A 19,199-nucleotide genomic window follows, 5' to 3' on the forward strand; every position below is an offset into this window, starting at 1 on the left:
TTTATCAGATTAACTATTTAATTTCAGGCAACATGATCTGGAAGCCAAGACCGGCAGTTGACTTTGTATAAATCAGGACAGAGCCGTAAGCACCCGGTCGAATGACCCATTGCGGGCCGTTCAGCTCCTTGAGCATAAAGGTCAGTTCGGTCTTTTTATTCTCAAGATCCGGAACACTCATTCCGACAGGCGCCAGAGCAAGACTTTTCAGGATAATGGTAGGCACATCAATATCTGTATTACCCACGTTGGCAAAATCGAGCGACATGGCCGTAATCGCAGAAGGCCTGACGTTGGCTGGTTTTGAAATACTGACCTGAAGGTCGGATGCCACTCCATTTACAATTTCAAAGCCCTTTATCAGTTTTGCCGTATCAGGCTTACTTGTTTTGATGGCTACCACATCATATTTGCCCAGCTTCGCACCCGCAAGGTTGTAGGTAACGAAAACCTTTGTCGGGTCAACATAAACAAGGGTGTCAGGCTCATAGACGGCACTGTCGTTTTGTAAAATAACCGTCATGGTGGTATCGAATTTACTTCCGCTGACAATTACGGTTACTTTCCCTGTATTTCCACCCTGGTTGGCACTGATTCCCCTGACTTCAAAATGAAGAATTTTCGCCATTAACCCTATTTTCTGCATGCTCCCTACCATCGTATAGCCGTAAACCATGATATAATAAGTACTGTCTTCCAGTGATGGCACTATTATTTCCTGATTGCCGTGGAAAGGCTCTGAATATGCATAATCGTAAACATTTCGGGTCGGTACCTTCAGATAACTGAGATACAACTCATTATCACCATTAACAGAATCACCGTACAGATTTAGTAACAGCGTTTCGGATTTCAGGGTATCGTGGCTTTCGAGTTTGAAATAGACCTCTGAATTATCATAAAGTGTATCGTAGGTCATGGTGTACCATGGCAGGTTCTGCACATTGACCTTCATGGTATCCACAGAAATTTTTTCATTGTTGTTGTCATTGGTCTCATTGATGTTAGTAAGTATATCCGTCCTGACAATCACATAATAATAACCCAGCGTAACCCCTTTCAGTTGTTTTGTCATATTCTTTGAAACCTCCGTGTTGGGCGACAATCCGATGGTGTACTGATTCGTTCCGAACAATACGTCATTGACATCCCACTGATTGTCTTTTGAAATATAAATGGCATCCCTGATGTAGCCTGTGGCGGGATTGATACCTGTATTTTTGATTTTGTAGGTAATGGTTGCTGATTTACCTGCAACGGCATTGAGTGGAAATCCGATATGAGAAACAATCAGGTCGCAGGGTGGAGCGGCAGTAATGGATATGGGGGCGCCCATGATGTTGTTGTCTTCTCCGTTATGCTCGTATTCTGCATCTGTGGCATCTGTTTTCAGTAAAATAATGCGGTTACCGGTGATATTTGAAGGTAAAAAGACCTGCTGACTCTGGTTGTAAGACGAGTTCACCGCCAATGAGGACGTTCGTTGAAAACTTCCTAGTAAGACATCGCTGCCGTCAATAGTAAAGTCAGCCGACAGATATATTCTGTCTTCAAAGGTAACACTGGTTGCTGCCTGCCCCTGATTTTTAACAGTCCACGTCACGGTAACGGGCTGTCCGGAGGTTCCGGTAGCTGGCGAATTGACAGATGTGGGTTTCAGGTCGGGTGTGAGGGTAAGCTTGATAAATATTTTCTTCATCTTATTCTGTGCGTCTGTCCTCGCCCGGTAATTATTGCTCAGGTTGACATCGTTGTTGTTGTTGTTTTCATCCGTTACCACCAACAGGTAATAATTTCCTGTTATTCCGTTGGGCAGAGTCACATTAATGTTTTTCGTGTATGAAGCATTGGCTGCCAGCTGGGTTGTCATGTCTTCACGGTTGATCAGGATGTCGGTGGCAGGGCTCCAGATGGAATCAGTTGAAAGATAGACCGCATTTTTGTAAGACGGAGCTAAACTCTTCCCCTGACCATTGTTTTTAACCGAATAGGCAATGGCAAATGTTTTTCCTGAAGAGCCGGTGTCTCCGCAGGTTACATTGTAGATCATGAAATCAACCGGAGGATAGGCTTTGATATAAATAGGACGGAAAGAAGAGTTGTTGCTGTTTGAGGTATGCTCATAAATCTTGTCTTCATAATCTGTATAAACATGCAGGTAATATATTCCTGCAGTCAGGTTTGTTGCCAGTCCGGCCATGGTGGTGATATTGTAGGAATCACTGACGGCAAGCGAAGTTGGCCTGATCACATCTTTAAGTAAACTTGCTGTTGAAGAATTAAATACCGAGTCTTTTGAAATAAACACATTGTCTTTCCAAGATGAACCGGTAGCAGTAGCAGTTCCTTTGTTGGTAACCGTGAAATGAACCGTTATCGGATCACCTGCTGTGGCAGTGTCGGGAGCTGATATTTCAACTACCTGAAGGTCAGGCCATGGGGACAAGGTAACCGTTATGGATGTATCGGCTTTTTTAGTGTTATTGTTTTCTCCCCCTGCTTCAAAGACATTATTGACTGCATCGGTGGCAATATACAGATAGTAAACACCTGAATATCCGTTGGGAATGGTAATATTTGACGTTAACAGGTATTCATTGTTCACATTCATGCTTACAGAAGCAATGGTAATTTCCTGCAGAAATACTGCAGTGGAAGAATTGAATGTTGAATAAGGGGAAATATAGATTTTGTCTTTCCAGCCTCTGTTGATAATTTTTCCCGGGCCTGTGTTTTTATCTTTCCATTTGATATTAATGCTTGTTCCTGAATAGGCAGTTGCCGGATTTGAAATCCATGAAACTGTCAGGTCAGGCGATTTGATATAAATGGAATCGGGATCAGAAACATTGTTGTTTTCATAAGTGTATTCATAAACACTGTTAAAACAGTCAGTTTTAACAAAAATGTAATATTTTCCGTTAATTCCTGTAGGAATGGTTATATTGCCCGGCAAAGTATCTGTCTGGCCGGGAGACAGGTCTTGTGAATGATAACGGGTGGCAAGCAGGATTGACCCTGATTCACTGAAAGTGCGGGAGGCAGAAATATAAATTTTATCATACCAGGAGCTTTCCGGATCATTTCCTCCCTGATTTTTAAGGTAATAGCTCATGCCAAGGGTTTCGTTATTGCTGGCACTGTCGGGGACATCTGTTCCGGTAACAACCAGATCTGGCGGAGGAGTCAGAATGATTGAAATAGCATCACTTCTTTTCACATTGTTGTTTTCCCATGCATGCTCATATTCACTGTTGAAATAGTCCGTTTTAACAAAAATATAATAGGTCCCGAATATAGCATTGGGAATTGATACGGTTTTAGCTGCATTATACGTGCTGTTGACCAGCAACTGTCCATTATGATATACATTTCCGAGATAATAACAATTGGCCGGATCAAAGGTGGTATCCTGTCCCAGATAAAGTGCATCGTACCAGTAATTGGTTACAGTGTTGCCGGTTCCCTTGTTCTGCACTGTCCATGAAACATTGGCATTTGTACCACTGTAAATCGTGTTTGGACGCACAATCGAAATGACCTGAAGGTCCGGAGGCGGAGTCAGTTGTATCTGAAGGGTTGAGGAATTATAACCTTTATTATTGTTTTCATTTGACTCAGTCAGGGCAGAAAATTTATCGGTGATAAGGATAACGTAATAATTGCCCGATAGTCCCTGCGGAATGGTGAATGTTTCCGTCTGATTATAGCTCACTCCGGATCCGAGTGAACTGAGATTGCTGACAGCTCCCAGATAAAAATCAACATTTTCATCCAGGTTGGTGTCTGATGATAAATAAGCTACATCAAACCATTCCGTGGAAAGGGTGCTGCCTGTTCCGGTATTTTTTATCTGCCACGACACATTGAAAGTCTGTCCTGAATATGCAGTCGAAGGTACCGTTACACTATTGACAATCAGGTCGGGGAGATACCTGACCGTAAATTTCTGAATATTTCCGGCAGTCTGACAGAATATACTCTTTGCCACAATCTGCCATTTATAAGTTTTGCCATATTGTAGGCTACCGTTGTAGGTGTAGGTAATCTGTGTAATGTTGGCAACCGTTGGGCTTACGGGTTTATTTTCCGTTTCAGGCCAGATATACAGATCATAACTGTTGGCTCCTGAGGCCGGAGACCATGAAAATGTTACCGGCAGGGCTACATTCTGTGCAGTATCAACGGGCAGCATATTGCTGATGGCTCCCGGATAAGGATAATTGCTGAAATTATAGATAAAGGTATCATTTGAATGAATAGTATCTCCGCTGAGATTGGTCCAGCAAATCAGGGTATGATTTCCCTGCGTTGAAATATTCAGTACGGTATCGAATTTATATACATAGCTGCTTCCCTTTGGTATGGTAAGCGAACCAATATTCCTGACTACCACCTGCTGATTGTCGAATTTGTAATAAACATTGAAGTTGCTCTGTGACTGACCGCCAAAATTCTGGATTTTGACCCTGACGGTATCGCTTGACAGTCCGCACCCTGAAACAGGAGCTATAACAGCCGAAATCCCGACATCATGACTGACATAAGTAAACTCATCGGCTCCGATATCAGGATAATTGGTATTACGGTTTTGATTGTCAATATCCTTTGTGATCCCTGTCACCGGAACAGCTGCACTGTCGAGTAATACCTGCGAAATGTGCAGATCGGTAGTGCTGTAAAACAAAGGATCCAATGATTTTGAATTATTATCCTGTCCGCTTGCCGACCTCCATGCTGACAAATCTGTTCGGTTTCCGCCCCAGTAACCGAGAACAGATCCTGCAGAATAATGGTCGTTGTAATTCGAGTAAACAATAGCCGAAGTATTACTGATATAACAGGCATAACCTCCTCCGGTATTGGCAAAAATATTATTTTGCAAAACCACATTGGCATTGCCGTTTTCAACAAACAAAGCCCTGCTCCCTGTATGCGTATTACTGACGTTTATCGAATTGTAAATGAAATCGGTATAGTCACAGAAGTTCATCACAACAGCAGAGGAAGAAGCAGTTCCTCCCAGTTGAAAGAAGTTGTTATAGATCTTCATTTTATTTGAAGAAGAACCGTCTGCATCATACAATTGAAGGGAATAAGCTGATTTTTCAGAGCTGATTTTATTACCATAAATTTTCGGGCCATTGTTGGCTGTATTGATTGATATAGCTCCCTGGTAATTATTTACAGATGAAGAAAAGGTGTTGAAGGCTATCACCGGCTCACTTTGTCCATACAGAAAGACACCGGAAACAGACTGATTTTCAAATATATTTCCGTAAATATAGGTTCCGCTTTCGTAAGACCCTGACAATCCGTATAGGCGAATGCCAAAACTTCCGTTATTAAATACATTGTAGCTGAATTCATTTCCAATATCATTGTCTCCTGAAGAATATACATTGCTGAAGAAGTCGGAGGAATTAGTGGTTGAAACGCCTTCAAATCGGCAATTCCGGAACTTGTTATAGTTGGCACCACCAAGGAGTTCAACGCCCCTTGCATAATAATTATGAATGGGCTGGAAGGTCATTTTCTTAAAGGTAACATAATCTGCACCGTTAAGCCTGAGTACATAGTTGTCTGAACTGTTGCCCTGATAGGTCAGGGTTACCAGATTGCTGTCGTTTCCTTCAGATTGAAAAGTAATCTGATTAACCGATGAACTTCCGGGAATTTGTCCGATGGATAGCTGTTCGTTGTAAACTCCTGTCCTGACATTAAACACAACCGCACCTACCACCCCGCCAAGATTCAGGATGTTGGCTGCTGCACCAAAACTAATAAAGTCAGGATTGCTGCCGCCAATGGTATAAGTCCCGCTTAAAGCTGCATAGAGATTCAGGGTTCTTGCCGTATCATTGGTATTCAGCGAGTCTCTGACACCATTCGGATTATAGGTATAGGCAACCAGGTTATAGGCAATGACTGTTTTAAATATATAATTACCAATGACTACCGTATCGTATCTGCCTGGCAAAATGCTACCGCTCCAGCTCTTTGGCGTTTGAGAAATTCCATTGACCGACCATTTGATGGTTACTGTGGTAAGCGTATCGTATCCGAAATTTTTCAATAAAACCTTCACCGGCAGGGTATCAGCAGGAAATGGAACAGCTGGATCGATAAAGCTCACAATACCAGCGTCATCGGAATAAGGTGCTTCAAATTCATCCGCACCAATATCGGGTTTGCTGGCATGTCGTGTTTCTCCGTCAATATCCGCTGTTATGCCTGCAATTGGAGTACCTGCTTCGTTCAGCGTGATTTCACGAACATGTAAATCTGAATTTGAAACATATTGCGGATCTACTGAAATGGATGTTGCATCCAGACCAGTGGCACTTTTCCATGCTGCAAGGCTGCTGATGTTACCGTTGTAATAAGCCAGATAATTTCCTTTTGAATAAATATTATTATATCCGGATGTAATTCCACTGGCAGTGCTGATATAATAAGCATACCCTGCTCCCCTGTTCACAATATTATTGTTTAACAAATTGATATTGTTTACACTATACAGATACAACGCCCGGCTGCCCGTTGCTGAGCCTGAAGTTATATTAATGTTGTTGAAATAAACATTGTGGTAAGACGAGTAATACAAATACAAACCTGTCGGATTAGATGTATTTCCGCCCACATAAATAAAATTGTTGTAAATATTTCCCTTGTAAGTTGATGTCCCATTGCTGTTGGATAAATAAATCCCAAAATACCCTGCCGGAACACTGATTTTATTACCCGCTATTTTGGTGGCATTCCGGCAATCATACAGATAAACACCTATCGAATAGGAATAATAGGAAGACAGGTTGATAACATTGTTTTCAATTATCAGCCCGTCATGATAATAAGCATAAATGCCGTAATAAACAGCATTCTGAATGATGTTGCCCTTAATCTGTACTCCCGTTGAACCGGATGAACTGCTTCCAATAAGATAAACTCCGAAACTCCCATATTGAATAACATTGTTCAGCAGGTTCAGGTGATGATTATTCCCTCCCTGAATATTAAACACACTGTAACTTGTAGAAGTAACATTACCGTTATACCCCTGAACCACATTGCCGGAGAATGTATTGTAAACGGCATCATTTGAAACCTGTATAACCGTACCGTAATATCCGGATGAGGCGGTTGTCCGTATGGTCATTTTTCTGAAGGTAATATAATCTGCTCCATCCAGATAAAGTGTGTAGTTATCATTATCGGTGTTCCAGCTAAGGAAAACCTGTGTACTGTCGCCAGACTCTGACTGGAATACCACACTCCTTGACGACAAAGTTCCCGGGTATGAATTGATTTTCACCCGCTCGGTATAAATGCCGTTCCTGACATTAAAGATAACATTTCCTAAAATGCCGCCATTGTTTAAAATATTTACTGCATCGGAAAAGCTGTTAAAATCGGGTGAACTCCCGCCAATGGTGTAGGTTCCGTTCAATGCAGCATAAAGAACTGCCGATAACATTGTGTCGTTGGTATTAAAGGAGTCTGCATTTCCGTTTGGATTCACGGAATAAACTTTTATCTGGTAAGCTGTACCAATATTGAAATCAAATTTTCCGATGGTAACTGTATCTGAATTCCCGGTCAGCAGACTGCCCGACCAGTTATAGTCATTTTGACTGACTCCGTTTACTTTCCATTTGATGGTAACGGATTTCAGCGTATCAGCGCCATAATTGGTAAGAACGACCCTCACCAGATTGGTATCAGCCGGAAATGGCACTGTCGGTGAGACAATGTCGTTGATTCCGGCATCATCCTGAAGTGGCGGAGTAAATTCGTCAGCACCAATATCAGGGCGGGTGTTGTCGCGTGGCTCACCGTCTATGTCAACTGTAACTTCAGCTATGGGTGTTGCGGCTTTGTTTAAGGCTACCTCCTGAACATGTAAATCATTATTACTGTTGAACAAGGGATCTTTGGAAATAGAATTTGCATCTTTTCCGCTGGCTGCCTTCAGACCTGTCAGGGTGCTGATGTTTCCGTTCCAATAGGCGAGATAGGTGCCTCCTGTGTAAAAATTGTTGTAGTTGCTGGTACTGATAGTCGAAGTACTGCTCACATAATATGCATAACCGGTTTTACAGGAAAATATATTATTTACCACATTAACATTTGAACCACCATAAATATAAAACGCATCACTTGAAGAACTTGTATGATAAACATTAATGGAGTTGTAATAAAAATTACTGTAATAAGTATAGTAATTATACATTCCATAACCATAGGTATAAGTTCCGTTTATCGCAATAAAATTGTTGGCAATCAGATTATACTCATTGGAGTTCCCCTGAACATTATATAAATACAATCCAAAGCCATCATTCTGGATGATTCTGTTGCCGGTAATAACCGTCCGGTTGTAGCAATAATCAAGCTCTATACTCTCCATGTAATTATACGTTGAAGCCTGAAGGTTAATATAATTGTCTTTAATCACCAGATAACTCTGATTATATGCATAAATAGCGATATAACTGATGGAGTCAATTACATTCTTTTCAATTAAAGTGTTTTGCTGGTATCCTGAAGGTCCATATAGCCAAATTGCTGAAGCACCTTTCCGGATTACATTACCTGAAATGGTCAGATTATTTACGATCTGATAATTGTTGAATATCAGGAAATTATCGGATGATGTACTGCTATAATTCGAACCGATAATAAGATTGTTTTTTAAAGAACAGTTCAAAGCATTGTTTGTAAGTTCGATTACCCTGCCATAAGAGCCATTTAATGCCTTGAGGGTCATGTACCTGAATGTCAGATAATCGGCTCCGTTAAACCTGATCGTATAATTATTTGAAGAATTAGAGGAATACTGAAGTACGACTTTGGTACTATCCAGACTTTCCGACTGAAAAATGATAGTATTACTTGCTGAAGTCCCAGTAATTTCCGTAATATCGAGCTGTTCGGTATAAACTCCGTTTCTGACATTAAACACGACATTGCCCAGTATTCCCCCCAGTTTCAGGGAATTGACTGCGCTCGTAAATGACGTAAAATCAGGGTTGCTGCCTCCTATGGTATAAACCCCGGAAAGTGCAGGCGACAGGTTGGGTACAACGATTGAATCATTTATCAAATTGTTATCTGTCAATCCATTGGGTAAAGTTGTCCATGCCTGTATCTGGTAAGTTGTCCCAAGACTGAAAATAGCGTTTCCGATAATAACATAAACAGTGTCAGCACTTTTCAGACTTCCTGACCAGTAATATGGTGTTTGGGTTACTCCATTGATTTTCCAGTTGATGGTTACGCTTTTCAGGGTATCACTTCCATAATTCCTTAACCTGACCGTTACGGCATAGGTATCTGCCACAAAAGGTTTGACCGGATTGAGTAAGGCAACAAGGCCGGCATCATTTGAAGGAGGAGTAAATTCATCGGCTCCGATATCGGGAGTTACACTGTTTCTTGTCTCATTGTCAATATCTTTGGTTATTCCACTGACCGGGCTGGCGGCTGCATTCAGGGTAATTTCTGAAACATGAAGATCTGTACTGGAATAAAATAACGGATCTATCGAAACAGAATGGTTGTCATAACCTGAGGAAGAATTCCACGATGCCAGATCTGTTTTACTGTTCCCTCCCCAATATGCAAGATATTGCCCTTTGGCATACAGATTATTGTAATCAGAATATACGAGTGAGTAATTAGAGTAGGCATAAATGGCATAGCCATCACCTTTATTGCATAGAATATTGTTCTTTAGTCTGTTGTTGCCGCCATAATATAATCCAATACAATATCCACTTGAGTTGCTTGTATTTGTAATGTTTATATTGTTGTAGTAAAAATTAACGTAATAACTACCATAGCAATAAATTCCTCTGCCACTCGAACTACCTGTGATGGAAATAAAGTTGTTGTAGATACTAACCGGAATTGCATTAGTCCCCTCGCAATAATAGAGCGTTACACCATAGCCCTGAAAGCCAATCTGAATCTTGTTTTCAGAAATCCTTACCTCCTCGTTGCAATAATATAAATACATTCCGTAGGTATAGTTTGCTGAGGAGGTAGCGATATAGTTTCCGCTTATCTGAGGAGATGTCTGATAATACAAAAATAATCCGGCATAATACATATTGTCAAAAGTATTATTAAGGATAACAGTGCCTTTCATTCTCTCTGAATAGTTTTTTCCACTGATCAGTAAGCCAAAGCTGCCGTTTTTCAGTACATTACTGATATACTGATTATCATTACAGTTGTCGTAACTAATGTAAATCAGTGCATCGTAATCTGACGTTGAATTGATCGAAGGTCTGATGATAATATTGTTTAAAATTGAATTGTTGGAAGCGCTGTTAACCATTTTAATGACCCTGCCATAATAAGAATTCAGGCTCTTGAGCGTCAGCTTTTTAAATGTGATAAACCTGGCACCATTAAGCAATATGACATAGTTGTAATCATAATTTGTACTGTTGTATTGAAGAATCACCTTTGTACTGTCATAGCTGTACGACTGGAATGTGATGGTTTTCTCGGCAGAAACACCATCAATATTACCGATAACAATTTGTTCCGTATAAGTCCCGTCTTTTACTCTGAATATTACAGATCCTGAAATTCCATTCGTCATAAGGCTGTCAACAGCCTCCGTAAAACTGGCAAATGAATCCGTTGAAGATGACCCGATGGTATAAATGCCGTTTAATGGATTTTTTGCTGTCAGGCTGATGCTTAGGGTATCATTCAGTTTATTGCCATCGATGCTGTTGTTGGGATTTTTTGTCCAGATTTTTATATTATGAGTTCCCCAGCTCAGATAGGCAGTACCTATGGTTACGGCTATTGCTGTATCCCCTTCCGGTAACGAACCACTCCAGTTGTAGGCAGTTTTTGAAGTCCCGTCAATTTGCCATTCTACTGTAACTGATTTGAGTGTATCGCTTGCAAAGTTTTTTATGGAAACTTTAAATGTTCTGCTTCCCTTCTGACATGGACTGCCAGGCTCATCAAGAGCAATGATACCGGCATCCAGGTTGGGAGGGGTAAATTCATCGGCACCAATATCTGAATTTAACGTATCGCGGGCATCTCCGTCAATATCTATATCAACTTCTGCAACCGGTTGTGCCTTTCCATTGATGTTTTTACTGAATGAATGCAGGTCGGTAGCAGAAAAATATTCCGGATCTGCTGAAATACTGTTTGAATCCATTGATGTAACGGATTGCCATGCAGACAGATTTGTTATCTGTGAACTGAAAAAGCCGAGATAGCTGCCGTTGGTTTTCAGATTATTATAATCGCTTGTGAATGTATTGGCCATGGAACAGTAATAGGCATATCCACCGGCATTGTTGATGAAATTATTATTCTTCACCCGGTTGTTATAGTAAGTATAGGTGGATATATAAAATGCATAGCTGTAATTATAGTATCCGGTAATATTTACGCTATTATAAAAAACATCTGAATACTGGTTGTATGCACTGTAAATACCATAGCTGCTGTTTCCATTTGCATTGATGATTATGAAATTATTGGCAACCAGTACTCTCCGGTCTGATTGTCCTGTAGCATTATAAATATATATTCCATATCCTCCTGATGAGTTCCTGGCTATAATCTTATTTTTGATGATCTTTGAGGAATATCTGATAGAGTAGAGATAAATTCCGTAATAATAATATGTTGTGTTGGTCTCAAAAGTATTTCCTTCGATAAGTATTCCGTCATGTCTTTCATTATAAATTCCAATGTAATACTGGTTTAAAAAAACATTGTTCTTAATGACCATTCCACTTTCATAATTGCTCCCGTACCAGTATAATCCCATGCTCCCATTCACAAACAGATTACCGATAAATATAAAATTGCTGTCGATCGAAGCATCCGAATATATTAACGCCCTGTCATTTGAAGTTGATGTGTTATTGCTCCCTTCAAATATGCAATTTTGGAATTGGTTGTCTGAGGAGTAATTGTCAACCACTATCACCCTGCTATAGCTTGTATTCGGGTTTAAGAAAGTCATTTTATAAAAACGAAAATATTTTGCCCCTGACATTTTTATCACATAATTGTCAGTGTATGAGGATGGTGTGTAAGTAAGTTTTACTGCCGTACTGTCGTTTGCAGAAGATATGAAGGTAATGGTATTCACCGCTGAACTTCCACTTATATAGGGAATGCTTATTTGTTCCGTATAGGTCCCGGAATTGACAATAAATACCACCGGCCCGCAAATACCATAAGCAATCAGGCTATCAACCGCACTTTTAAAACCCGGAAAGCTGGCTCCGCTACCGCCAATGGTAAAGGTATCACAAAGATACGAGAACTTGACTGTAACCAATTGGGTGTCATTATTCTTATTTCCATCGGTTGTATTGTTTGGATTTTTTGTCCATGCTTTAATGGTATAGGTTCCTGTAGAAAAGGTAAAATTGCCAAGACTCAGATTGCTGACTGACTGGTTTGGAGGTAAGGTTCCACTCCAGTTATAGGTTGTTTGTGAAGTTCCGTTTATTTTCCATTCAATACTTACATTTTTAAGCGTATCTGTCCCGTGATTTTTAAGCGTAACTTTCACTGCATACTGGCCATTTTTATTTGTTCCTGAAGGGTCGGTAATGGCAATGATGCCGGCATCATTGGCTGGAGGTACAAATTCATCGGCTCCAATATCGGGTGTCGTGGTATGACGTGTTTCATCATCAATGTCTTTGGTAACATTGGCAACAGGCAATGCTTTTCCATCCAGGGCAAGATTTGATATATGGAGGTCGGAATTGGACACAAAATCGGGAAATACTGATACAGAATGAAGATCTTTCCCTGATGATGACTGCCAGGCTGACAGGTTATTTTTGGGCGTTCCAAGATAGTTTCCCAGATTAGTTCCTGTAGTGTAATAATTATTATGATCGCTTGAATCGGGCGAGACTCCTTCAAATTGTACTGCAAAAGAACCTGTCTGATTACAGATATTATTGTTCAACAGAATATTTCCGGTATTCGACTGCCAACTATTATAATAAAGGCCGGCTCCTGATGAATAGGTCCCTTTCAGATTGACACTGTTGTAAAATATCTGCTGATAATAACAGCTGTTAATATAAATTCCGTAAACATTATTGCTACTATTACCCAGATAAATGAAATTATTGGCAATCAAACCTTTTTTCGAACTACTTCCATTGCAGTAATAAAGAATTAAACCCATTCCTCCTCCACAGTAAGGAGCTTGAATTTTATTTGATAAAATACTTGATTCATTATCACAACTGTATAAGTAAAAGCCATAAAAATTGGAATAATTTGTTACAGTCGAGATAAAATTTTTCTCAAAAACGGGAGAATTTTGATTGTAGGCCAAAAAACCAATATAATAAGGATCCTGAATAACATTAGAAATAAACCTGTTGTTATCGGGTTTTATTGAGGTTGTGGAATACAAATAGAATCCGATTGATCCGTTCAAAATAAGGTTATTGCTGAACAAATTATTTTCGCTTGACTCATTTCCTGTATCATATATATAAACAACCGTCATATTGTTACTTGTAGATGTCGTATTATAACCGGTCAGGCAACAGTTTTTAATCTGGTTATGACATGCTCCGTTGTTTAGCCAAACCACTCTTGAATAGTAGGAGGAGGTGTTTTTAATGGTAACATTTTTAAAAATGATATAGTCGGCTCCGTCAAGCATTAAAACATAATTACTGGAGGAATAGTAAGGGGCATAAGTTATGATGACGGTAGATGAATCGCCTGAAACAGATTCAAAGGTTATGGTATTGGTAGATGAAGCCCCCATGATGGATGGTATATACACCTGTTCATTATAGGTACCGGAAGCTATTTTGAAAACCACAGGCCCGCTGACTCCGCAGCGGTTTATCAGAGCATTGACAGCCGCAGTCAGAGAAGAAAAAGAGTCTCCCGGGTTCGGGCCAATGGTATAAGTACCGTTCAAAGGAATACACGACTGAAATGTTATTTCCTGTGTGTCGTTTGGGGCAAATTGATCTGTCTGGGTGTTGGGGTTTTTCGTCCATGCCTTCAGGGTGTGAGTCCCAAGCGAAACAGACACATTCCCAAGTGTAATTAGCGAGGAAGTATCTCCCGATTTAAGGCTACCTGACCAGTTATAGGTTGTCCCTGAATTACCATCATATTTCCAGTCGATTTGAGCTGATTTGATGGTATCGGCACCAAAATTCCTGAATCTAACTTTAACGGCTGTATTTCCCGGGTATGCGGGTGTAACAGGCTGATCTATTGTTAAAATTCCAACATCCACACTGTTTAAATCAAATTCATCTGCTCCGATATCAGGCAAACTGGATGAACGGTTTTCCTGATCAATATCTATCGCTACACCGGCAAAGGGTTTTGCTTTTCCATTCAGGTTAATATCTTTCAGGTGAAGATTACTGGCACTGAAAAACTGTGGTAAAACAGACAAGCTGTGTGAGTCTTGTTTGGTCGTTGAAATCCAGCTGGTTAAGTTTATAATATTAGTTGCCCAGTAGCCCAACCTGCTGCCGGTAGTAAAAAGATTGTTGTAATCTGATGAAATGCCGGAAGTATTGCTGCAATAGATCGAATATCCGTTTGCCTGATTTACTGAGATATTATTCCTGAATGTACAGTTTGAAAAATTGCTCCCTGAATAATAAAACCCAAAACTGTTACTGTAATTTCCGGTAATGTTGATGCTGTTATAGACAATATCCTGATACTCGCTGTAATAATGATAAATACCATAGGCATTGTTATTTACCGAAGGAATATGAATAAAATTATTTGCTGTCAGACAATGTAAGGCAGAGTCGCCATAGCACATATCCAGAAAAATACCATACCCTCCTGAGGTTGCATCAGGTAATAAGATACTGTTTCCTGAATTGACAAATCCCTCTGTGCAAAAATACAGGTAAATTCCATAAAACGTGACGGATGTCGATGATTCGATCAGATTGTATTTAATCTCATGATGTGACTGATTTTCAAGAAAAATTCCGAAATAATACTGCTCTTTAAAATGATTACCGATGAATTTATTGTAGCTCTCATCGTCAACACCTCCATAAAAACAAACTCCGTAAGAACCATATAAAAAATAATTCTGCAGAAACGTATTGCTGGTATCTGTTTCATCATCTGAATAAACAATGGCAAAGTCTTCGGAAAAGTTGAAAGCCTGGGTGCTTTGCAACTGATTGTTCTGAAAAATATTATTGCATGCTCCTCCGGTCAGATACACGGTCCGGGCATAATTGGTTCCGTTTGCCCTGAAAGAAATTCTTTCAAATCTGATATAATCGGCCCCATCCAGCATGACCACATAATTGTTTTCCAAATCGCTGGCAGAATAAACTATTTTCACCTTACTGCTATCGCTGACGGCTGATTTAAAAGTAATGGTATTCGAAGAAGAAGCTCCCTGGATAGCAGGAATTCTGATGTGTTCATTATAAGTTCCGGTGTCTGCCACAAAAGTAACAGGTCCGTTTACCCCGCAGCTCACCAACCTTTGAACTGCCGCTGTAAAGTTTGGGAAGGAATCGGTGGCATCAGGTCCGATTGTGTATGTACCGCTCAATGCATTGCATACGTAAAAGCTGTAAATAAAGGTGTCGTTGTTCTTATTGCTGTCATTGACATTGTTGGGATTTTTTGTCCATGCTTTTATCGTATGGGCACCAACCGGGAAATGATGATTCCCCAGCAAAAGTTGGGAAGATGTCTGTCCGGTTGCGAGGCTTCCTGTCCAGCTGTAGCCGGTTTTATTGCTGGTATCTGCTTTCCAGTCAATTCCCGCACTTTTCAAAGTATCCAATCCATAATTTTTGATTCTTGCTTTGATGTTAACTGTACCCGGCCTGACCGGCACTGCAGGTGAATCAACCGATATGACACCCGCATCATGATGATAGGGAACAACCAACTCGACCGAATAATCTTCCACCTCACCCCATGAAAAAACTCCGCAGGAGTTGTGACTTCCCTGATAACGGCAACGGATTCTTAACACGGTTTTTCCTTTATAAGTTAATCCGACTGGTACATTTATCGTAAATGAAGACGGGCTGGTGCTTTTACTCCCCAGATATTCATTCGCATCCGTAAAATCTTTATCGTTGTTCCAGTCGATATAGGCATCAAAATAATCACCATTGTAATGATTACCATTGTAAACTGTCAGGGTATAGCTATTCCCTGCAGTCAATACTGTTAAAATATTTGTGTAATCAGAATAGCCGGATATGCCATTGCTGCCAAGTCCGCAACCAGAGGATTTGCTGATGGTGTTTAATTCAACCTTTGAAATATATTCATCACAATTGCTCGCCCCTGCTGAACAATAAGTCTGGGATTTCAGGCTGAGAGGAATTTGTAAAACGACAAACAGCATTAAATATTGCCAAAAATGATGATGCTTTTTTAGCTGCAATGTACCCATATACAAACATTTTAAAAATAATCAACTTAAAAAAAAAAAGATTAAGGACTCCAGTTCAAGAATACTTAACCCTTATAACTATATTTTGTTTCCTGTATTCCTGATAAGCTGGTCGAGCTGAGTACCTAATTCTTCGGTTATCTTTGTCAGTTGATTCTTGGTGAGGGCAATCATGTCAATTAATTCAACCCTGGTGCGGTTAATTCTCGAATCCAGGGAGGCTTGAGACAACTGTACCTCTTTGGTAATCATGGGTTTAATTTCAGATTTCATCTTGCCGAAATCTTCCTTAGCCGATTCAAGCGCCTCATTGACGGTTTCTTCAAGATAGGCCAGTTTGCTTATTTTTTTGTTCAGGATGAAAAACAAAATAATCTCTAAAACCAATAAAACGGCCAATCCGGCAAATGCCAGTAATACCATTCCCTTAACCATCGTCACACTTCCTCTGACAACTTCCAGGTCGTCATCCACTTTCTTTCTCAGGTCGCTGACCGTAAAAATGGTATTGCTGAGAGAATCAGAAGTCAGACTGACTTTGATGTTCATCGATTGCAAAACCTTTGTCAGTGTGTCAATGTTTGCTTTCAGGGCATCGAAATTATTATCTTTTGCATTAACTCGTGCACTCAGGGCACCTATTTGTCCCGAAATGCGGCTAAGTTTTTCACTCATTTCAGCCATGCTTGCATCATAATCTTTTTTTAAGACATATTGCGGGGGAGGTGTTTTTGGCGGTGTTTTCGGGGGAGTGGTTGTTTGTGCAAACAAGTTTGAAATCATGAATAATGCTACTAATGTGTAAACCAATCTTTTCATAGGCAAGTTTTTTTTATGTTAACAAATATACTACTCCTGATTTAAATTTTATGGCCAAAGTATAAAAATTTGAAAATCTGACAATATTAATTTGTGGCTAAATATACAAACTTTATTTATAAAAAAAGCAGGAAAAATTTTTTTTTGTTACTGTTCAGCTATCCCATTGTGTTTAATATCAATATTTTATATTTTCCTAAAAAGAAATAAACCGCTAATTCTCGCTAATGAAACGCTAATTTTCGCGAAGATCAGCGGTCTAATCTGCGTTTATTCGCGGTAACAATAACAATTGGCAGCTGAACAGTAACTTTTTTTTATTTACTGTTTATCGCAAGGCCACAAAGTTTGTACAGTATTCTTGCCCCTGTAATCGCATCAATATCAGGGATCGGGCCAGGAGCTACCTCGCATAAATCAAAACCGATGATGGTTTTTTTCTGCTGAGAAAGTTTTTTTAACAGATACGAAACCTGATTAAAATCTAACCCACCCGGGACAGGTGTCCCCGTTCCCGGACAAAAAGAAAGATCAAGACCGTCAATATCAAAACTTACATAAACTTTATCAGGTAAACAGGAAACAATTTCATCACATATTTTATCCCATGTTTTCCCCAGATACATTTCCGAAAAAATCCGGCTGCTTTCAAACCAATGAATAAAAGAATTTTCACAAGCAAGTTTTTTTTCCGTCTCACAAAAGTCACGGATACCTACCTGTACGATAGAAGTTACTGCTTTGAGATTCATAGCATTATACATGATGGAAGCATGCGAGAACTCAAAACCCTCATAGGCATGGCGAAGATCAGCATGGGCATCAATCTGTAATATTCCAAACTGATCATGAAATTCGCACAATGCTTTCAGGCATCCATAGGGGATGGAATGCTCACCTCCGATAAGTCCCGGTATCTTTTTTTCCTGTATCAGGTTCCAACAGGCCGAATAAACCCATTCGTTTAATGCATTGGAAGCCGCATTTACTTCTTTGACAAAAGGGAATAATTTTGGATCATCCATATCTGTCCCTGATTCAAGCAAACGAATAACCCTCATGGATGTTTCCCTCAGACTTTTGCTTTTCTTTTTCAACGATTTATTGATACCTGCTGTGGCAATACCTTTTTCCCAGATATTGCCAAAATCAGCATCATATAAATCAACCTGCAGCGAGGCATTCAGAATAGCTTCCGGCCCCTCCGATGTCCCGCATCTGTATGAGGTGGTAACATCCCATGGAATTCCCATCAACACTATTTTCGATTCTTCTGCTGTAAAGGGTAACCCGAAAAAATTTCCATTATTAACTCCGGGAGCGTCCGGATTAAATGTATCAGAATGCATTTACCAACATATTTTACTTGTAGCAAAAGTAAGTTTTATTCCTTTTCCTGTTGTTCGTTGATGATAAATACATTATGATTGAGATTTGCTTTTGATTTTGTAAATAATCTGATTTGGATTTCGGATTTATGATTTTGAACCTGTCTGCTTTAATCCGGGTTATTTTTAAAACATAAATCCTACTACAACTAAATTACCCATGGCATTATTTTTTAAAAAACTTTAAAAACCTATTTATTTTCTGTTGTTTTATTTTCAGATCAATAACCTGATCAATTTCATCATCTGTCATGTCGTCAATGTTATCTTCCTCATTTTCCCAATCATAAACAATGGGTTTTGGTCCTGAATTTCTGAAAATGACAGCAAGAATAAAACCCACAACAGCTCCCCCCAAATGAGATTCCCAAGAGATAAAAGCTTCCTGCCGCAAGGGAATAATTCCCCAGATCATGGCACCATAGAGAAAAACAAGAACCAGTGAAAATGCAAGAAAATTATTATTTCGTGAAAATAAAGAGCCAAAAAACAAAAAAGACAAACATGCATAAACCCAGCCGCTGGCTCCGATATGA

4 protein-coding genes are annotated in these 19,199 nt (G+C 39.8%); all 4 read right to left on the reverse strand.

What is annotated here, in order from left to right:
* Positions 1 to 13: 13 nt before the first annotated feature.
* The gene (locus GX437_04355; GenBank protein NLJ06888.1) at positions 14 to 16,456 is read right to left on the reverse strand and encodes a hypothetical protein; all 16,443 of its coding nucleotides are present in this window, start codon (positions 16,454 to 16,456) and stop codon (positions 14 to 16) included.
* 78 nt (positions 16,457 to 16,534) lie between these two features.
* Positions 16,535 to 17,275: a hypothetical protein gene (locus GX437_04360; GenBank protein NLJ06889.1), complete on the reverse strand. Its 741-nt coding sequence runs from the start codon at positions 17,273 to 17,275 to the stop codon at positions 16,535 to 16,537.
* Positions 17,276 to 17,592: 317 nt separating this feature from the next.
* Entirely contained in the window at positions 17,593 to 18,624 is a 1,032-nt protein-coding gene (locus GX437_04365; protein ID NLJ06890.1) for an agmatinase family protein, read from the reverse strand.
* A gap of 205 nt (positions 18,625 to 18,829) precedes the next feature.
* Positions 18,830 to 19,199, reverse strand: a 370-nt coding sequence (locus GX437_04370; protein ID NLJ06891.1) for a rhomboid family intramembrane serine protease, incomplete at its 5' end; no start/stop codon positions are given.

The sequence above is a fragment of the Sphingobacteriales bacterium genome (assembly GCA_012517435.1).
Lineage (GTDB): Bacteria > Bacteroidota > Bacteroidia > CAILMK01 > JAAYUY01 > JAAYUY01.